Source organism: Paractinoplanes pyxinae (assembly GCF_026626335.1).
Taxonomy (GTDB): Bacteria; Actinomycetota; Actinomycetes; order Mycobacteriales; family Micromonosporaceae; genus Actinoplanes; species Actinoplanes pyxinae.
This window is the reverse complement of the sequence record NZ_JAPNTZ010000018.1, coordinates 15,242-34,511: the sequence shown is the minus strand read 5'-3', so window position 1 is coordinate 34,511 and position 19,270 is coordinate 15,242. Positions and strand designations below refer to the sequence as shown.

Below are 19,270 nucleotides of genomic sequence, written 5' to 3'. Positions count from 1 at the left end.
ATCGCCATGCCCGAAAGGAGATCCGCCATGTCCCTGTTCCGCACCGCCAGCCCGGCACCCACCCCGACCGCCCCGCCCGGACCCACCATCGTGGTCGCGCTCAACCCCGAAACGGCAGACACCGACGTGCTCGCCGCAGCCGTCGCCGCAGCCCGCCGGCACCGCCTGAGCCCGGCCCAGCCCCGCCCCTACTTCCTGCGCCGCCGCGGCGTCCTGCACGGCAAACACGCCGCCGCGCGAGTCAGCGACGGACCCCTGGCCCGGCTCGACCTCGACGCGATGCGCCAGAGCGCGGTCGCCGCCGCCGGCGCCCAATGGCGGTGGTGGCACCACATCGTCGAAGGCACCCCCGTGGCCCGGCCGATGTGGTCATTCGCCGACCGGCACCGCACCCAACCTGAGCGCTACCCGTACCGGCAGGCCGAGTCGGACTACGCGGCCCAACCACGCATCCTGGCCATGGCCGCCTACAACGCGATGCCCCAGCACTGGCCACTGCCCCTGAGCGCGCTCGAAGCCTTCCAAGCCGGCTGGAGCACGTATCTCAACCTGGCCTGGCTCAGCGCCGTATGCGCCGACGGGCTGATCACCGCCGACGGCCGGTGGCGCACCACCGCAACCGAGCGGCTCAGCGACCAGGTGCACTACCTCAACGGTGCGAACGCCTACCTGGCCACGCTGACCCGCACCGACCACCTGGTCGCGCTCAGCCTGGGCTGAAACACCCCGCCACGACACGTATCCACCCCCTTTGCTCCGGCCCGCCCCGCCGACGGGGCGGCCGGTCGTGCCGTGCGCAACGCACGGCACCCACCCCCATCTCCGACAGGAGGACACACCCATGTCCCTCGAGGACGTCATCGCCGACATCGCCACCCAGTTCGAGGCCACCCAGCGCCTCATCGGCTGGGCCGAAGACGAGATCCGCGCCGCGCAAGCCCGCCACCCCGAAGCCGCCCAGCGCATCTGGCGCAGCTTCCAGCTGCTGGCACCGGCGCTGCCACTGCCGTGGACCGAAACGGTGTACCGCGCGCACTGCCACGAACTGCTCGAGCGAGCCGCCCGCGCCGGCGACACCCGGCCCGGCACCGCCGCCGAATGCTGCCTGGTGCTCTCACAGATCAGCCTGCAGGCACCGCTGCGCGCCAGCGCCGCCGGCCTGTACGCCCGGATGTGGCGCCGAGCCGGTCTGCCCGCCGACGTACTCGACGCCAGCAGCGCCGACTACGAGGCGCTGTACGGCCAGGCCATCGACGACGGCGAACGAGATCTGCGGGCGAAGCTGCGGCAAAGCTGGCGGATCGCGCCGGGCCCGGCCGCGCCGTTCAGCCAGCGCCCGGCACCGAGCTCCGGCCGATGACGGCGAGGCCCGCCGCGTCGCGCGGCACCAATCCCACTAGCACGCACCTGCTCAGGAAGGAACCCGACCAGTGATCACCGGCCTGGCTATCGCACCTCACATCGGCACACCTCTGCACCTGGTCCAGCTCGACGAGCGAAACCCGCTGGCCTACCGGCAGATCGTCGGGGGCGACCCGCACGCCCTCGCCTGGACCGTGCCGTCCGCCACCATGTACATCGACGAACATGCCATCGCCGACCGCCTGCCGGCCAACCTGCGCGCCACCACACTGCTGTGGCTGCACGCCCTGCCGCGGCTCGGCCAGGGCACGCTCGCCGGGCCCGCCCTGCTGGTCGGACCGCCGGGCCCCGACGGCCTGGACACCGACGTCCCGTCCAGCCTGGTGGACCTGTTGATGTACACCGGCGCCTACCGCGTCGTGCTGCAGACGCCCGACGATCCACGGTGGCGGGTCACCGCGACAACCCACGAGGACTGGCTCGACGCGTACACAGTCGCCGTCCACACGGCCCGCCGGATCGGCCCGGCCGGCGCCGTGAGCGTTGTGGCCGCTGACACCGTGGCGGAGGTGTGGCCGCTATGAGCTGCCCGTGCCACGACGACGCGGCGACCACCCAGCCGCAGCCACCCGCGGACGGTGCTGCGGCGACCGTTCAGGTGTCGCTGGAGATCGAGAACCGTTACGAGGGCGACATCGTCATCTACACCCGCGTCACCGACGCCGTCGTCCCCGCGCCCGCGCCAGACAGCAGTGAAGCGCAACTGTATGAGTGGGCGTTGAAGCACCTGTTCCCGTTCACCGGCACCGGGCACGTCGACGGCGACGCCTGGTATGACGTGACCGTCACCGCCAGCTCAGACCCGAGCCTGATCGGCGCCTGCTTCGACTTCGGCTACTGACCTCGTGCTCTGACGCCGGCTGTCCGCCCGCGTCCTAGACCTACGCACGCACCCGGCCGTTGCCCGGCCACCCGCGCACTCCCGCGCATCCCCGGGCACGGCCGATCGGCCGTGCCCGGGGCTTTCTCGCCTCAGCGGAAGGAAACCCCGCCATGACCGCACCCCAGCCTGCCCGGCCGTTGTGCCCGCCGCTGCTCTCGCCGCAGCCGCGGATCGCCGTGATCGGCGGATCCCTGACCGGCCCCGCAGCCACCCTGCTGCTGCTCGCCGCAGGCTTCGACAACGTCACCTGCTACGAGGCCACCCCGTCCAGCGCCCCGCTCGGCGGTGGCCTGATCAGCCTGGAACACAGCGCTCTGGACACTTTGGAAGGCCTCGGCATCAGCCAGGACGAGATCGTGCGCTACCCGTCGGAAAAGATCATCGAGATCCGCCACCAGCGTGGTGCGGCGCCGCAACGCATCGAGCGGCTCTACCCCGGCCGCAGCACCACCTGGAGCCTGCTGCACAACGCCCTGACCGCCCGGGTGCCCGTGCACCGCGGGCGGCGCCTCGAACGGCTCAGCCACCGCGGCGGCACCCCCGTGCTGCACTTCACCGGCGGCGCCAGCACCACCGCTGATGTGATTGTGTTCGCCGACGGGCGCGCCTCCACCGGCCGGGCGCTGCTCGACCCGGCCCGCCGCCTGCACTACGCCGGATACGTCGGCTACCGCGGCCGCACCGGCCAGCCGCAGAACAGCCAGGACGACTTCCTGCGCCTGCAGCCCTGCACCGGCGTGCAGTTCAACATCGCCCCGGTACCCGGCGGGCTCGACTGGACCTTCTACCTCGACGCCACCGCCGAGCAATACACGGCCCAGTTCGGCGCACCACCCCAGCAGCGCCTGTTCGCCTTCGGCCGCCACATCAGCACCGCCGCCCGATCCCACGTCGATCAGCACGCCACGGCACATCTGAGCGCCAGGCACGCCGCCACGGTGCACGCCACCCGCACCCGGATGGCGGTCCCCGTGTTCGACATCGACGCGCCCACCCGGATGGTGTGGCCGATCGGTGACGGCTACGCCGTCCTGCTCGGCGACAGCCTCGCCCCGGTCCGCCCGCACACCGCCCGCGGCGCCAACAACGGCATCGAACAAGCCGCCGGGCTGGCCGTGGCCCTGCGCCAGCACACGCGCCACGGCGCCGACCTTGGAGCCGCCCTCAACGGCTGGCAACGGCGATTCCTGCCCGCCGCGGCAGCCGCCGTCCGGCTCGGACCCGTCATCGGCTCCCGGCTCGGTCTCGGCGCGACCAGCCACCGCACAGCGCCGGCTGACCAGCCGGCGCTCACCGCCAGGTAATAACCCCAGCACTGCGGCCGTTGCCCGGCCACCCGCACCTTCCGGGCACGGCCGCGACGGCCGTGCCCGTTCCTCATCCGGAAAGGAGCACACCTCGTGCTGTACCGCCACTCGTGGGCCTGCCTGCCCAGCGCCGCCGAATACCGGCGCCATTGGCCGCAACTGCTGCACGACACCCGCAGCATCATCGGTCACGTCCGCGCCGCCGGCGTGGTCATCGCCGGGACCAACGGCCTGCGCCGGCCCGTCGTCAACGCCCACGGCATCGCCTTCAACGGCGACGCCACCAGCGACCTCGACGGCCAGCCGTTCACCTTGCTCGCCCCCATCGACGCGCCCGGCGTGCTGACTGTGACCGCCTCCTGCACCACCGGCCGCAAACCCTACGACGCCGCGGTCGCCGCCGTCCTGCTGCGCTGCGCTCTGCTGATGCCCGGGGCGTTCGCCGTGGCCAGCACCGGGCGCTGGGACCAGCAGTGGGCGCGCGGCGCCATGCTCGAGCGCCTCGACGAACCCGGCTACCAGCTGGCCGCCCGCACCGTCATCGCCGAACTGTTCGGCGACCACCCAGCCGCCAACCCGCTGTACGGCTCGCTGGCCGACATCCAGTTCCCCCTGACCGTGCCGGGACCGTCCCGTAACGGCAGCCGCTGAGCACACCCGTCCGCCGTGCTCAGCCAGCCGGCACGAGCACGGCGCCATGGGGCGCCTGCGGGAGCACAGTTGGCCCTGACGGCGCCCTTCGCACGCCGAAGGAGCACCCTGATGTCCCCACCGTTCAGTTCACCCACCGCCCGCCGATCCGTGCCGATCGCCGCCATCGCGGCCGTCATCGCCATGGTCGCTTCGTTCCTGGCCGCCGGGCACCCGGCCACCAGACTCAGTTGTGCCGCAGCGGGAGGCGCGCTGGCCGGCTATGCCCTGGCCGCCCGCCACTACCTCGCCCGGGCACGCGCCGAGATCGCTGCCGCCCAGCGCGACCCGCTGACCGGCCTGCCCACCAGAGCCGTGGCCGAGCGGCTGCTGGCCGACGCCACCGCCAAGGCGACGCCCGTCGCGGTAGCCCTGGCCGACGTCGACGGCCTGCACGCCGTCAACGCCAACTTTGGCCACGCCGCAGGCGACCAATATCTGGTTGCCGTAGCCCAGCGCCTGCACCGGGCCGCGCCTGACGGCGGCACACTGGTCCGCCAGGGCGGCGACGAATTCGCCCTGATCGCACCACACATGGCAGCTGACGCGCTGGCCACCGCTCTCGGGGCCGCCCTGGCCGGCCCCGCCGTCATCGCCGGGTACCACCTGCAGCCACGGGCCAGCATCGGTGTCGCCGCCGGCGTTGACGCCCGCCGTACCCTCGCCCGCGCCGACGCGGCCATGTACAGCGCCAAACGGGCCGGCGGCAATGCCATCCTCACCTACGACCGCGATCGCGACAGCGAACCCGCCGCCGACGGCACCCGGCCCGCGCTGCGGCGCCGCGACCTGATCCCCGACCGCACCGGCGCAGCCGGCTGGGCACCACCAGATGACGAGCTCATGACCCTGCTGATCTCCGTCGACGAATTACGGCTGCTGCACGACGCCGTGCACCGTTCGAACGCGGCCAACGCGGCCGGACCACCGGCGGCAGGCAACGACCGGGTCGCCCCGGCGACGGCGGCCCGCGCGTTGCTGGCGGCGCGGCTGGACCACCTGCTGCAGGCTCCGCGCCGCACCGGGCCCGCGCATGAATGCCCCGGCTCCTACTGAACGGCACCACGGCAACGAGCCGACACGGGCGCGGCAACTGCCGTGCCCGGACACCCAACCATTCAAGGAGCAACCCATGCACCCCGACGACAGCCCCGACGCTCCACGGCCGGTCAGCACACCACCTCGCCACCGCCTCACCCGGTGGGCGCTGCACCCGCTCGGCCACGTCATCAGCCTGGTCTCCCTGCACATCGTGGCCTTACTGGTCATCGACAAGACGCCACTGCTGCTTCTGTTCTGGCTGCACTGACCCGCACCCGGACGATGCCCGCTGAACGCAGCACCACCACTGGTGCAGGCCGCTAGCTGATCAGCGCCGCAGCGGCGCACTCAGCCATAGCACAACACAGCTACCCGAACCATCCCAACGTTGCGCCGGACACCGTGGCGCAGCAGCGCGCCGCGCTGACCCGGCACCTCCACTTTCTGCCCGCTGAGGGCACCGGTCGTCTGCGACCTGTGCCCACGGGCACAGGTCGCGGCCGGTCCCTCGGGCACCGACCCGACAAGGACAGCACCATGCCCTCATTCGACAACCATTCCTTCGACGTGCACCAGGTCGACGAGCTGCTCGATTTCATCGCCCGCCTGCTCGGTTTCACCCCCAACAACAGCGCAGTGCTGGTCGGCATCACCGCCGACAGCACCATCGCGGCCATCGGCCGGATGACCCTGGCCAGCTCCGCGGACGAGCTGCACGCCGAACTGCGTACCGCCACCGCAAGCCTGTCCAGCACTGGCGTTACCCGAGTCGTTCTCGTCGGCTACGGCTACGAACAGCTCGTGCGGGTCACCCTCGATGCCGTCCGGGAATCGCTGCGAGCCGCGGGCATCCGCGCCGAAGGTGCCATCCGCGTCAACGGCGACCACTTCTGGCTGCTGGCCGGACAAGCACTACGAGCCACCACCCCGGCCGTGCACTACCAGCCGGGCACCAGCGCCGCCGCCGCTGCTGCCGTCGCGGCCGGACTGGTGGCGCTGCCTGACCGTGAGACGCTGGTCGCCACGCTGGCCCCGGTGACCGGGCTGGATCGCGAACACATGAGCGCTGCCACAGCGCACGCTGAGCAGGCTCTCGCGACGCTACTGCACGACGCTGCCACCAGCGAGGGCCCAGCGTCATCCGCTGCGCAGCAAAGCCGCGCACACCAGGCCGGTATCACGCTGCTGAGCGAGGTCGAGCAGCTCTACCGGGCCGGTAAGACAGCCGACGACAGCCAGGCCGCCTCCCTGAGCATTCTGCTCACCGTCTTGACCGTGCGCGACGCCGCGGTCCAGCGCTGCAGCGGCGACGACTGGCAGCGCGCCATGTGGATCGACCTGCTGCGCCGCGCCGAACCCCGCTATAGCGCCGCACCGGCCGGCCTGGTTGCCCTCTGCGCCCTGTACGACGGGTGGGGCCCGCTGGCCGGCATCGCCCTCGCCCGGGCCCTTGAGGCCGATCCCGGCTACCGGTTCGCCCAACTGATGGCCGACGCCATGGCGGCCGGGGTTCCCCCGCACATCATCACCGACGGGCTACGCGACGGCCAGATCTGACCGGGCCGTCGCTGGCAGCGGCCGGTATCCGGCCTCCGCAAGCAACGTCGAGCCCGTGACCTCGACGACGGCGCCGACTAAACCTCCTACCGGAACTGCGGCCGGACTCGGCCGCAGTTCCGGCTTCTTCCGCATAGGAGAGAATTGCCATGACCGACCACACACTTGATGACCTTCGTGAAGCACGCGCCGTGCTGAGCATGCTCGGCTGCGGCCACCACGCCGCCCTGCACGAGCTGCTAATCCAGCGCGGACCGGTCGGCGCACTAGCCTGGCTGACCGCAACCAACCGGTCGGCACGCGACCGCAGCATGTACCTGGACGGCATGACAGCCGACAAACTGCACACCCGGGCCACCGCACTTCGGCAGGCAACCCGCCACGCCGGCGCCCGCGTGCTGATCCCTGAAGACCAACAGTGGCCGCAGCAACTCGACGACCTCATCAACGTCGATTTCACCCAAGCCCCAGCAGCCGCACTGTGCCTGTGGGCGCGGGGGCGAAGCGACGCGCAGCTGCAGCAGATGGTGGCCGTCACCGGCTCCCGGGCCGCCACCTCCTACGGCATCACCGTGACCACTCGCCTCGCCGGTGAACTCGCCGACGCCGGCTGGACCGTAGCGGCCAGCGGCGGCTACGGCATCGACGCGGCGGCCCTGCGCGGCGCACTGGCCGTCAACGGACAAACAGTGGCCCTGCTTCCCTGCGGCATCGACCGGCTTTACCCAGATGGCAACCACTCGCTGCTGCAGCGCATCGCCGCCACAGGCCTGCTGCTGAGTGCCTACCCACCCGGCACCTCGCCAAGCCGGGAACTATTGGCCGGAACGGCACGACTGCTGGCCGCGATGACCAGCGGCACCCTCGTCGTCGAAGCCGGTTCACGCAGCGGATCTCTGATATCGCTGCGCGAGGCAGCGGTACATGACCGACCGGCCATGGTCGTGCCGGGCCCGGTCACCTCGGCCATGTCCGCCGGGATTCACCGGGCCCTGCGCCAGCAAGCGGGAATCCGGGTCGTCCGCAACAGCACCGACGTTCTCGCCGACCTTGCCGCTGCGTCCGGCGACCAACCCCCGACAGTCAACGAATCCGACACAGCAGTGACCGAGACCGGTCGACCGTGACTGCGACGGTGTAGAAGCACGGCACTGGTGAGCCTCGCTGTATAAGCCGGCAGCCGGTGTCGGCTCGGCCTAGAAGGCGCGGCGAGCGTTCCGAGATACCGGATCGCTCGCCCGCCTTGGCTGAAATCGGGCCTGAGCAGCTGAACAAACCGGCCGTGCCGCAACTGCGCCACTGCTGCTCGTCTGCACACCGCGCGCCAGGTTTACAGCCATCGACCCCCACCGCCACGGGACCGCACGGGCATGCTCGTCGGATCGGTCACCGGCTGCCGACATCGGCGTGATGTCCAGCCTGCCGAGCTGACACTTGGTCGGCGCTGGGCTGCACGCGGTCGTAACCGTCACCTGCGCCGCCATCAACACTTCGACGACGACAATTGCAGCTACAGCAGCGTCCAGATCAGGCACCGATACCCCTCACCGCCCTCAGGCGGCGCGCACTGGAGTCCCTTTTTCGTTGGTGGGTAGACGTTGAACTCGCGCCCCCTTCCGGTGCATCTCTTCGAGACTGCTATCTAGATCCGTCCGCCAGGCGCCCGTCAGCGTCAACGACGTGAAGCACATAGCCGGCCACGGCCACGGTCGCCGCAGGGGGCGTCCGGCGGCACCGCCAGGAAATCCATCGTCAGGTTTGCAGCCGTCATGCACGACTCCGCCCCTCCACATCGCCGCAAGCGTTCCACGGACCGATCCCGCCGCTCACGCGATCCCATCCGGCGCGGCAAGCCGGGACACGACCGCCAATGGCAGGACCAATCACGTCCTGCCGGGTAGCTCTCCTCGCTTGCTAACCGTCGGAGAATCTGCATGAGCCGGACGCTCATCATCACGCGCGGCCTTCCCGGCGCGGGCAAAACGACACGGGCGATGTCCTGGGTCGCCCAGGATCCGCAACGCCGGGCCCGGGTGGGCTCCGACCAGATCGCTGCGATGCTGCACCCGCACGCCCTGACCGGTGGACCTGCAACCTACAGTTCGGACTTCGCCAAGCGCGAGCAGTTGGTGGTAAATGCGGCGATCGAGGCGCTCTTGCGATCGGGCATCGATGTGGTGTGCGACGATCCCTACCTTTTGCCTCACTACCTGGAAGCGGTGCGTGAGCTGGCGGCACGCTGCGACGCTGAACCGGTGGTGTGGGACATGACTGATATCGATGTCGAAACGTGCATCGCCCGAGACGCGCAGCGGGGACGCCGATCGATCGGTGAGCAAGAAATCCGCCAGCAATACCAGGTCTACCGCTCGCACAAGACAGCGCGAGACGGCGTCTAGGCAGCCGGTGGTGCCTTCAAAGCAGCAGCGACACGGCCGCCGAACCCTGCCGCTGCCTCGCACTCTGCTGACGAGCGGCGAGCTGGTGGCCTGTTCGCAAGTTCGGGCACCAGATGTTGGCGAACTCCAGCAACACTTGGCCGGTACTGCTCGCCGCAATGTTCGTGAGAACCAGCGCCACAAGTTCACCTTGACCGCCCCGGCGGCGCGACCGCCCGCCTAAAGGCCGCGCACGCTACGTGCAAACGATCGTGAAGCCATCCAGGGACGAGTGCACGGATCTGCCGATGTGAGTGTGCCGTTCATTCACATCCTTGAAGCCGGGCGGGCGCATTGCGGATAGTCGTCGGAGTCGGACTAGCCTGGCTTGTCCGTCAAGCTAGCTGTTGCAAATGATCCGTACAGCTTGTTCCGTCGTACGCTAGGCGGGTGGATAGCGAACCAGCGAGCCGCCTGACTTCGACTGCGTCCGGGATTCGGCTATTGTTGAGCGTCTTGCAAACGAGCCAATAGAAAGCCGATCTACTATGACACACATACTGTTGAGCGCAATTAAGGCTGTATTAGTGGCAAGTGTGACAGCTGCGGCCGCTTTAACCGCCGTTGTAATGGTTGCCGATTTCCCGTCTAAACGATCAGAAATTCCTCGCGCTTACTTCGGCTTCAGATGCCCAAACGGGTCGAGCCTGCACATGGGGGTCTCTCCCACCATTCAAATTAACCTCGAGAATGATCGTTATCTCGCACTTTTCGAGTTTTACGCTGTAACTAAAGGTAAGCTACCTTGTCACGTGGTTGCTGAGCTACCCCGTGGGTCCGCCGTTAGTCCAAGCATTACTGCATGGACTCATCGAACCGATGGATCCTATGCCGCGAGACCTTACCAAGGCAACATTTATGACGTTGCCGTTCCTGGAGCACCCCAAGAAGGTGAAGACCCTAACGCTAACTTCGTTTCGATCCGATTTGCAGGGAGCCTTGGGTTCCGACAAGAGGGGTGGGGAAAGCGCTCATTTGCAATGAATATTGGCAACGGTCAGCCCATCATAAGCTACCCTTTTGCCGCTCCCTTTCTTGGAGAAGACGATGGTTTGGAGCGTGAAAGAAGAGCGTTGATTGTAAAAATCATATCTCGGAATAGCTTGCAGCATCTCGACTCGGCTTACCCCTCGTCCTTTCAGGCCGATGCATCGCAGGCGGTTGAGTGGAGACATGACAGGCTCGGCACCGGAGTTTTCAGTGCAACCTACGAGAATGAGCGTGTTAGGTACTGGGCTGATCACGCCATTGACTTCTTCACTTTGGCGGTCGGCGCCCTTCTCGGCGTACTGTTCGGAATGGCCAATAACGCGCGCAACGCACCTTCCGAGTCCGGCGTTAGCCCATCTGAGACTGCTGGCGTTGGGCTAGAACCACTAAAGGGGCCCTATAATCAGCATCCGGCTCCGCCTCGACCGCTCCCCGGAACAGAAATGCTTCGCAGGAAAGTCGAGGAATGGCACGCTGCCAAAAATCTGAAATGACGCACGCGTGCTGTTACTTTCTACCAATCCCCTTGCCCGGACGGCGGTCGGAGATCGGCACGCGCGATCGTCTCGTGAGGTCTAGGTACGAGCTGACGCTGCAGCTTTACTCATCAGCCGCCGATCGTGCGCGGCGGGCAGGCCGAATCGCCGTGTCACTGTCTCGGCACGCCGGACACACGCCCGTGCCGAGACGAGAGCTCAGACTCCGCGTCGCGTCTTCAGTGCTTCCGTTCTGCGGCTGAGCGAGTCAAGCAGAACTCGTTTCCTGCTGGATCGAGCAAAACAACCCAGCCATCGCCGTCAGGCGTCCGATGGTCGTCGAAAACCTTTGCGCCTAGCGCAACGAGGCGATCGGCTTCCTCGTCGCGGTCTCGATCATCCGGCTGAAGGCAGACGTGGATCCGGTTTTTCACAGTCTTGCCCTCGAGAACGGCTTTAAAGAACAGCCGCGGACCCTGCGACGGTTCAATGAAGACCTCCGGGTCTCCTGGAACACAGTCACGATGGACGGGGTAGCCGACCACCTCGCTCCAGAATTGCGCCAAAGCGTAGGGGTCAGCGCAGTCGAACGAAACATTTCGAATGAACGACGTCATGACCCGATAGCGTAGATGTCCTCTGTCGGCCGCATCAGGTCGCGCACTCAACTGCCGCGATCCGCGCTCGGTTCTATTGCAGGCGGCTGAGCGTCAGTAGACCGCCTCGGACGCGATATAGTTTCCTGTTTGCACTTTGCTCCACAATCAGGACATGAAATCTGACTGGGGAAGCGTGCCTGACTGGATCGCAGGAGTCGGCGGCATGCTCGCTTTCGGAGCGGTCGTCGCATCACTGCTACTTGAGAGACGACGGACGGCAGAGGCTCGCCGTGGTGCGCTCGAGAGCGATAGGCGCGCGCAGGCTGAGCGGATCACCTACTACCTCGTTGAGAACCTTGGTCCTTCCGCCACGGTGGTCGATGGCCGCCATGAACGCACCCGTCGACGGCGGCAACTTCTTTTACGGCCCGGGGGATGATGAGAGGTCAGGGCATCTCGTTGTGGTGAACAACAGTCACGGCTGTGTGTACGCGTGTATCGCACACGCTCCTGAGGGTCCAGAAGGGATGCCCGACAGGGCGATCGGAGTGATCCCGCCCGGCGCGACGCATATTAGGATGCCCTTGGGCGGATATTCCGTCGGAGGCTCCGGTTCATACCGTTACCAGGGCGAGTATGCCAACAACAAGCTCGTACCGTGGATTCAGTTCCAGGATGAGGCCGGCCACACCTGGCGACGAGGGAACGATGGCGCACTCTTTGAGCCGCGAGACCCCAATCCTTTTCCGGACCATTCGCCCTGATGGTTCCAAGCGCAGCCCACCGGCGCCTAGGGACGTGTTCATCTGCTGCATATAAGGCGCGCCGGGCTACCGTACTCGAACCGGCTCATACCTCGCGGTCGTCAGCATAGGACTGCTGGCACGGAATTTCCACCCGCCTTTGCCCGGCGCGCCGCACCAGGTTAGCTGCCGGCCAGCGCCGATGCACGGGGGACTTTCTGGGCGCTGTCATACCGCCGACCGTGCGTCAACCGCTGAAGGTGCGTAACGCAACACGAGGCAGCTCCGACCGGGATTCTCTCACTCGATCGCCTTGGACTACAGCGTAGATTTCACTTCATAGAGGTACGACATGTTGATGCAGGCGGCGGTCTGGGGATACTCCTATCCCGGGTGCTTGATGGGAGAGGCTGGTGCCGTGTCTAACAAGATAGTCGTGTGTCCGGCTTGTAAAGGAAACATCAATCGTCGACAGAACTGTGAGCAGTGCTGCGGCGGGGGTCAGGTCTACGAGGACGATTTCATGGCTCTCGAGGAATTTGCGACCCGGTGGCGAAACCGGCGGGAGCCAGAGACACCGACGCAGTTTCCACCAAGGCCGACGACCCGCCAACGGCCCATAGCGTCTCGACCATGCTGGCGACGGGCATTGCAGAAGCTTGGTTGGTAACCCAAATGTCGACGTCCGCTCGGTAGAGGAGGACGGGGTAATCCATCCATGTGTGGTCCCATCCAGTCTATTCTCGCAGCACAATCGGCTAAGAATTAGAGCGATAATTCACGTGCGCCCTAGTTAAGGATCAGGTGTACGGCTCACTCAACTGCCGCGGATAAGGGGCGCCCCGGGCTATCGGACTCGAGCCGGCTCATACCTTGCGGTCGTCAGCACAGGAGTGCTGGTAACGGACTTTCCCATCCGCCTTTGCCCGGGGTGCCACACGAGCGTAGTCGCCGACCAGCGGCGATGCACGAGGGTTCTAGGCGTCCGCTCATTTGCCGCGAACCGAGCGCCACGGAACGTTCACGTTTGACCAGTTGATTCATGTCGACCTAATTGACCGACATGCACGGACCTTCGGTCGTTGGTGGACAGTTAGCTGCCTCAAGTGAACCGCGGTCCAACTCCGCCGATGGTTCTTCAAGAGTCCACTCACGCAGAGTGCAAGCGATCATCAAACCACTCGGTACGCCCACGCGCGGATCTGCCGGAGAAAGTGCACGTGACCGTGCTGATGCCAGTTGGTGTGGCGTTTGGAACGGGCTACGTCCTGACGGTTACGTTCAGGTGTTGAGGCGGCGGCTCATCTAGCCGGGGCGTCACTTGTAGTCCATGATGTCGATGCAGGCTTCGGCGGGCCAGGTATTCATGATCTTTTCGAGCAAATGAGAGTGACGACTTCCCTCACTCCTTTGACTTTACAGAAAAATTGGCCGACGACGCCGTTGGTATCGATGAGTTCGGTCTTAAATTCTTCCCTCATGACGGTTCGGAACCCGGGGAGCCAGACATGTCGCGAGACTCTTCAAATGCTGGCGAAGTCGCATTGAGCTTGAGAAACGCAAATGATACGGTCGCCGCGGAGCAAGGTCGGCTCGATGAAACCTCGAGGCGACTCACGGTAGCCCTCGATCAGATCAGTGAAGCGTCCGACGGTACCGGCCGCAGGGAAGTCATCGGGACGCTGCTGGAAGCCCGGCTCGGCTTGGAGTCCATTTACAGGGCCGGTCTTCGGTTGGATGAGCTGACCCATGCGGTGGAACGCCTTGCTGAAGCACTTGCGGGTCATGCCGGCGGGCCTGCGGGTGTCTCCGCTGAGGCTGGTCCCAGCCGAGCCGTCCCCTCCGGTCACCTCGACGAAGCTGTCGGGCACGTCGTTCGGTTCACCCAGGACGTCTGGAAAGAGCCGGCGGATCAGTCGGACGCGACCAGCGCCGACGATGCGGCGAGCCTAGGGAGCCTTCCCCACGTTGTCTGGGACCGCGAAGCGCCGCTGAGGTCGCTGCTACCAGAGATGGCTGTTGTTGAAGATAGGGCTCGGACCCTCAACGATCCTGAGTTGCGCAACGTGCACGGGGAAGCCGCCCGCGACATCATCGACGCGCTCCGTCTTGGTGTCCGCGGCCTGCTCGTCTCTCGACCTAACCTGGACCGACTACCGGCCTTCGTCTTAAACGATCAGCCAGCAAGTGCGCTGCAATCCCTGGCAGAAGGGATCGACTCTGCCGCATCTGCTCAAGGTCTCGCTTGGCCGCCCGCCGACGTTGGACAGGCGGCGTCCGTCCTCTCGGACCTGAGCTTCTTCTTCCGGTGCGCCGCCACTCAAGCGGAGAATGCACCGTCGCTGCCCACAGCGTTGCTGACTGACACATTGCGGGGCATCGAGCAGCGGTGTGATGCTCTCCTGACCCGATGGCAGCCTGAATTCGCTGAGCCGATTGGCCGGGCTACGGCGGCCAGGGACGAGCCAGGAGCCCGATCAAGGATCGGGAGCGTGTTCAGCGGAGCCGCGCTGATCATCTCCCTGCTTCAGGGTCCGGGCGCCCTCCTCGACCTGCCGGATGATCTCGCCGATCTCGCCTCGGTGATAGCTGCGGCTGCGATAACTCTATGGTCCATCTTGAGCGATTTCATGGCGCTCATCGACGCCCTGCTGAGCTGATCTTACTCGTAAGTCGATTACGGTACCCCGATCGCCGAAGCCATCCGGGCCCAGATCATTTTTCATCATGGCTACCCGTGATCGCCGCGCGTCAATTAGGGTGTCGGCGGCGCGTGGCTATGGGTGCTCACGGAAAGATGAGTCAACTGGCGATCGCGAGGCGGCGGTTTTTAATGGTCGAAACCTTGACCCTGCCGAGCTTGATCGAGCCCACGCCGGCCGGCTGGGCGTCAACGCGAGCGGGGACCGTCGACGGGGACGATAGTCGCTGGCCTGCGAGTAGTCGTCACACAACGATCCCGATCCTCCATAACGTCTCAATCGAACATCCGGATCTGCCGCTGATCGAGCTCGCGGGCCGACAGGGCCGTCACGGTCTGTGCAACCTGTGCTGTCCCGCGCGAGGTGGGAAATGCCGAGCTGAGGATGTTGCCGTGACACGATGAGCCGGTGGGTGAAGACAATCGCGACCTGAGCGCACGACTGGCGGTCCTCGACGGCGCGATCGCCGAACTGGTGCGTGACGGCAAGGTGGCCGGTTGGTTGGCGTTTCAAACCGCGCCATCCAGGAATCTGTTCTTGGTTAGGCAGGTCGGTTGCTGGCTCCTGTTCACTTGGGCAGACGGGACGGTCGAGATCGAGGAAGACTACCCACCCTTCGCTCTCCTGCCCGAGATCCTCGACGGAACGCTCCGAAGCGAGGACGGTGGCCCGGACTACGAAGTGCGCTGGGCGACCGAACGCCGCCAAGAACTCTGGCGACACTATGGGATCCACGAACCACCGGGTCATTACATGGGCCTCGCCGCGAGACAGCCGCGCGATCGCACCTAACTATTCCGACCGCCTCGGGAAGTTTTCCCAGCCCGCAGCCCTGATGCCCTCACATGCCGCGTTCCGAGCGCTAATCGAGTCGAGCGGTCTTGCGCGTCTGGCACCGACATCGTCGTATGGCGTGATCAGCAGATCGCCGGCGTCCACCCGAGACGAAAGGCCAGGGGGCCGTCGTGGATCGGCGTCGGATCGTCACCACGAAGGGGCTTAAATCGAAAGTAGTGGCAAACTCGCTGGCAGGTGTACTTCCGGCGGAGTCAACGTCGGTGATCTGCTGCGCTGACTGATCCACGCCGGCGATCGGCAACGACGTATGGGTTCAGTCGTTGACTGTGCTCGTTACGCTGAACGGCCGACGGAGGGGGCTGCAGATGGCGGGGGAGGTCGAAGCCGTTCCCGATTCGCTCACTGGTGCGGCGGGGACGCTGCACGACCTGGCGCACGATCTGCAGGCCGGTCAGTTAGATCTGTTCCTGCTGGACTGGGCCAAGGATCCGGCGAGTCATTCGGATGTGTCGACGGCGATGCGTAGGTTCGGTGAGTTCGCCCATGATCAGTATCAGGACGTCGTGGCGTTGCTGTCCGCGCTGGCCACCCGGGTGCAGGACTCGGCGGTCGGGTACGGCACGACCGACGATGCGGTAGCCGAAGACTTCACGTCGTTGCTGACTGGGTCGACGTTCCAGCCGGCAGACCAGCGGACACAGTGATGGCTTACCACGACGACGTCGAATACATCGAGAAGATGCGGCCTGACTTCGTCGACGCGGTCGGCGAGGAGTTCCTGCGCACCAAGGGGATCATCGCTCAGGCGATGCCGACGCTGTCCGGTCTGCAGGGCAAGGTCGAGTGGCATTCGGACGCGGCGACGCTGTACGAGCAGCGATTACGGGAGACGGTCGACCTGGTCGAGGGCCTGCACGACGGGTTCGACAAGGCCGGCCCGGCGATCACCGACTATGCGCAGGCGCAGGCCATGGCGAAGGCGTTGGTGGCAGACGGGGTCGCCGCCGAGGCGCAGCTGAAGTCGCTGATCTCCTCGATAGCGAAGACCCAATCGCTGGTGGTTCGTTTCTCCGATGCGCTGCGGCAGTGGAACGACCTGCGCAGCACCACCGGCGCCTTGGATTGGCTGATCGAGGTCGGCCAGCACAGCAAGATCGACGAGGTGCGCGAACAGGCCGACGCGCTGTGGTACCAGGCGACTGGCGCCTACGACGACGCGATCCGGATCGAGAGCGAGGCCCGTGCCGACGCGGTGGCGCGCCTGGCCTCGGCATACAAGATCCTGCCGGACTTCCTGGCCAACTCGGCACTGAGCGCGAAGATCGTGGCGCAAACGCCGGGCCTGCAGGACGAGGGTGGCAAGTACCACGTCGGGCCACCGACCAAGCCGGATTTCACGTTCGACGACGATTTCCCGTATGACCCGAACGCCGAGCCGACCGCCGGCGACTACGCGTCGTACGCCGAATGGAAGGCGAAGCTGCTCGGGGGACGCATCGCCCGTTCCGATCTTGACGACGCCACCGCGTTGTACGCCCACTATCTCGACGCCAGTGGCACTGCGGTGACGGTGGACTACGACGAGGCGTACAAGGAGGATCCGAACATTCGCAGCTCCGTCGATCAGGAGATCGCGCTGGCCCGCTCGGAGGCCGAACGGATCTATCGAGAGACTGGGCAGACCGGTTTCCAGATGACCGGTGACCCACGCTCGGTCAACGACCTCGGCGGCTACCCGTCTACCGAGAACTGGCAGAAGGCGTTGGGCGACCACCAGATCTACGGGACCTCCGACGTCGAGGTGAACGGCAACCAGATCACCATGAAGATAAAGGTGCACGCGGAAGACATGTACAACTTCAACGCCGGCGCCGCGGACATCGCCACCGGTGCGCCCGATAACGACAACGGCCGCTTCTCCACACTGGGCTGGGCGAAAGGTTTCGAGACCAACGGTGAGATCGAGCGGACCATCACCTGGACCGTGGGCGACGCGGCGCCGCCCGATGTCACCGACGGTAGCGGCCCGGAGCGAGGCGTCTCCGCCGGCGAGGACCGTAACGACGGGCGCGGCGATGGCTGACCGGCGCGCCATCTTCGCCGCCGGAGCACTGCTGTTGGCGGTTTCCGCCTGCACCGGTGGCAACAACGACCAAGACCCCTCGGGGAGGACCACCACCGTGAGCCCAGCCGCCGTACGGACCGACGCCGAACCGATCACCAAACGGTTCCCCGCTCTCGGCGCTCCCACCGACCTGCACTGGCAGGGCGCCGCGGCCGGCGCGGACAGCGGCGGAGTTCCCGGTCCGACCGACGTCCGCATCCAGGCACTGATCGTGCTCACGCCCGACCTGGTGGCAGCGGCCCAGAAGGACTACCAGTTCCAACCCGCGACCGGCGCCCCTGACCTGACCACGCAACTGCAGCCCTTCGCGCCGGCCGCAGCGGCTTGGCGGGAAAGCGACGCCTTCACCCAGAAGGTCCGCACCGCCAAGTACAGCGGCACGATCCTGCTCGACCCGGCGAGCCGGACGCTATGGCTGGACGTGATCGGCGGCTGAGCCGAATCGCGTGTGCTTTTTTCTGCAGACAAGGCGCGCCTTGTCTCACACTCGTCACCGTGCGCGAATGGCAGGCCGGCTGATGATGCGTAGACGGGTCTAGGTCGCGTTTCATAAAGCCCTGAGCCATTGGTTGATGGCGGCGATGGTGAGGGTGGCTTCGAAGCGGACGGCGAGTTTGTCGTAGCGGGTGGCCATCGCTCGGTGGTGTTTGAGCTGGTTGATGCCGCACTCGACGGCGTGACGCAGGCGGTAGAGGGCGGGGTCGATGACGATTGGGCGTCCGCCGCGGGAGAGCCTTGGGCTCGGCGGTGGGCGTCCTGGTCGGTTTTGCTGGGGATGCAGGCTCGGATCCCGCGCCGGCGCAGGTAGGCCCGGTTGGCGCGAGAGGTGTAAGCCCGGTCGGCCAGGACCAGGTCCGGCCGTTTGCGGGGATGACCGGCGCCGACGCGGGCCACGGCGATACGGCTGAGCACGACCGGCAGCTGCGGACTGTCGTTGCGGTGGCCTGCGGTCACGACGGCGGCCAGGACTTTACGGCCTTGCTCGCAGACCAGGTGCGTTTTGGTGCCCCACCCGCCGCGGGACCGGCCCAGTGCGTGATCGGCGGGCTCGTGCATGAGCCCGCCGGGCGGTTCCTTCTGCCGGTCACCATCGCGGCGAGCTCCGGCGGCGTGCTGGTGGGCACGGCTTGTCGTGGAGTCCACGCTGACAGTCCAGCCGATCCGCCCTGCCGCGTCCGCGGCTTGTTGCAGCCCGGCCAGGATCCTGACCCAGGTGCCGTCGCGCTGCCAGCGGCGGAACCACCGATACAGGGTTTGCCACGGCGCGTAGGCCGCAGGCACGTCACGCCACGGCGATCCCGTGCGCACCCGCCACCGGATGCCGTCGATGATCTGCCGTTTGCTCCACTTGGGCGGCCTGCCCCGGCCCGGCTCGGCGGGTAGCAACGCCACCAGTCGCTGCCACTGTGAGTCGGTCAGGTCGTGCCGCCTCGCCGCCGCTAGGCTGGCCACGAGGTCTCCGGTATGAAGTTCTGCTTGGTCGCTGAACCACTTACCGG

The 19,270-nt window shown here is 66.5% G+C and carries 20 protein-coding genes; 17 read left to right on the top strand and 3 right to left on the bottom strand.

Going from position 1 to position 19,270, the window contains the following annotated elements:
• Positions 1-27: 27 nt before the first annotated feature.
• The 11 genes from OWR29_RS39020 (at position 28) to OWR29_RS38970 (ending at position 9,299) form a co-directional block, all read left to right on the top strand.
• Positions 28-720 carry a hypothetical protein gene (locus tag OWR29_RS39020; protein ID WP_267568579.1) on the top strand — a complete coding sequence of 231 codons (693 nt, stop codon included), beginning with the start codon at positions 28-30 and terminating at the stop codon, positions 718-720.
• Positions 721-841: 121 nt separating this feature from the next.
• Positions 842-1,360 (top strand): hypothetical protein, encoded by a 519-nt coding sequence (locus tag OWR29_RS39015; protein WP_267568578.1) that lies wholly within the window; start codon positions 842-844, stop codon positions 1,358-1,360.
• Positions 1,361-1,430: 70 nt separating this feature from the next.
• On the top strand, positions 1,431-1,946 hold the full coding sequence (locus tag OWR29_RS39010; RefSeq protein ID WP_267568576.1) for a DUF3846 domain-containing protein: 516 nt from the start codon (positions 1,431-1,433) through the stop codon (positions 1,944-1,946).
• Positions 1,934-2,263 (top strand): hypothetical protein, encoded by a 330-nt coding sequence (locus OWR29_RS39005; protein ID WP_267568575.1) that lies wholly within the window; start codon positions 1,934-1,936, stop codon positions 2,261-2,263. The genes OWR29_RS39010 and OWR29_RS39005 overlap by 13 nt, the downstream gene beginning before the upstream one ends.
• 152 nt (positions 2,264-2,415) lie before the next feature.
• Entirely contained in the window at positions 2,416-3,609 is a 1,194-nt protein-coding gene (locus OWR29_RS39000) for an FAD-dependent monooxygenase (protein ID WP_267568574.1), read from the top strand.
• A 96-nt stretch (positions 3,610-3,705) separates the two neighbouring features.
• Positions 3,706-4,263 carry a hypothetical protein gene (locus OWR29_RS38995; protein ID WP_267568572.1) on the top strand — a complete coding sequence of 186 codons (558 nt, stop codon included), beginning with the start codon at positions 3,706-3,708 and terminating at the stop codon, positions 4,261-4,263.
• Positions 4,264-4,374: 111 nt separating this feature from the next.
• Complete coding sequence (locus OWR29_RS38990; protein ID WP_267568571.1) at positions 4,375-5,358, top strand: GGDEF domain-containing protein; 984 nt, start codon at positions 4,375-4,377, stop codon at positions 5,356-5,358.
• 76 nt (positions 5,359-5,434) lie between these two features.
• On the top strand, positions 5,435-5,611 hold the full coding sequence (locus OWR29_RS38985; RefSeq protein ID WP_267568570.1) for a hypothetical protein: 177 nt from the start codon (positions 5,435-5,437) through the stop codon (positions 5,609-5,611).
• A gap of 269 nt (positions 5,612-5,880) precedes the next feature.
• Positions 5,881-6,900 carry a DUF4192 domain-containing protein gene (locus tag OWR29_RS38980; RefSeq protein ID WP_267568569.1) on the top strand — a complete coding sequence of 340 codons (1,020 nt, stop codon included), beginning with the start codon at positions 5,881-5,883 and terminating at the stop codon, positions 6,898-6,900.
• Between the two features lie 149 nt (positions 6,901-7,049).
• Positions 7,050-8,027, top strand: coding sequence for a DNA-processing protein DprA (locus OWR29_RS38975; RefSeq protein ID WP_267568568.1), 978 nt, complete (start codon positions 7,050-7,052; stop codon positions 8,025-8,027).
• Between the two features lie 807 nt (positions 8,028-8,834).
• Positions 8,835-9,299: an AAA family ATPase gene (locus OWR29_RS38970; protein WP_267568567.1), complete on the top strand. Its 465-nt coding sequence runs from the start codon at positions 8,835-8,837 to the stop codon at positions 9,297-9,299.
• A gap of 16 nt (positions 9,300-9,315) precedes the next feature.
• On the opposite strand, the gene OWR29_RS38965 is transcribed toward OWR29_RS38970, so the two are convergent.
• Positions 9,316-9,480, bottom strand: coding sequence for a hypothetical protein (locus OWR29_RS38965; RefSeq protein ID WP_267568566.1), 165 nt, complete (start codon positions 9,478-9,480; stop codon positions 9,316-9,318).
• Between the two features lie 361 nt (positions 9,481-9,841).
• Here OWR29_RS38965 and OWR29_RS38960 point away from each other — a divergent pair, with 361 nt between their 5' ends.
• Positions 9,842-10,822: a hypothetical protein gene (locus OWR29_RS38960; RefSeq protein WP_267568565.1), complete on the top strand. Its 981-nt coding sequence runs from the start codon at positions 9,842-9,844 to the stop codon at positions 10,820-10,822.
• A 221-nt stretch (positions 10,823-11,043) separates the two neighbouring features.
• Here OWR29_RS38960 and OWR29_RS38955 read toward each other — a convergent pair whose 3' ends face one another.
• Positions 11,044-11,421, bottom strand: coding sequence for a VOC family protein (locus OWR29_RS38955; protein ID WP_267568564.1), 378 nt, complete (start codon positions 11,419-11,421; stop codon positions 11,044-11,046).
• 2,152 nt (positions 11,422-13,573) lie between these two features.
• Here OWR29_RS38955 and OWR29_RS38950 point away from each other — a divergent pair.
• From OWR29_RS38950 to OWR29_RS38930, 5 genes are all read left to right on the top strand, one after another.
• Positions 13,574-14,806 (top strand): hypothetical protein, encoded by a 1,233-nt coding sequence (locus OWR29_RS38950; protein ID WP_267568563.1) that lies wholly within the window; start codon positions 13,574-13,576, stop codon positions 14,804-14,806.
• Between the two features lie 450 nt (positions 14,807-15,256).
• Positions 15,257-15,640: a hypothetical protein gene (locus OWR29_RS38945; protein ID WP_267568562.1), complete on the top strand. Its 384-nt coding sequence runs from the start codon at positions 15,257-15,259 to the stop codon at positions 15,638-15,640.
• 371 nt (positions 15,641-16,011) lie between these two features.
• A complete protein-coding gene (locus OWR29_RS38940; RefSeq protein WP_267568561.1) occupies positions 16,012-16,350 on the top strand; it encodes a hypothetical protein in 339 nt (112 codons plus the stop codon).
• Positions 16,350-17,729: a hypothetical protein gene (locus OWR29_RS38935; RefSeq protein WP_267568560.1), complete on the top strand. Its 1,380-nt coding sequence runs from the start codon at positions 16,350-16,352 to the stop codon at positions 17,727-17,729. The genes OWR29_RS38940 and OWR29_RS38935 overlap by 1 nt, the downstream gene beginning before the upstream one ends.
• Positions 17,722-18,207: a hypothetical protein gene (locus OWR29_RS38930; protein WP_267568559.1), complete on the top strand. Its 486-nt coding sequence runs from the start codon at positions 17,722-17,724 to the stop codon at positions 18,205-18,207. Before OWR29_RS38935 ends, OWR29_RS38930 begins: the two co-directional genes overlap by 8 nt.
• Positions 18,208-18,318: 111 nt before the next feature.
• Here OWR29_RS38930 and OWR29_RS38925 read toward each other — a convergent pair.
• A protein-coding gene (locus OWR29_RS38925) for an IS5 family transposase (RefSeq protein WP_267568558.1) occupies positions 18,319-19,223 on the bottom strand; the annotation gives its coding sequence in 2 pieces (ribosomal slippage) (positions 18,319-18,501 and positions 18,504-19,223; 903 coding nt in all).
• Positions 19,224-19,270: the final 47 nt, after the last annotated feature.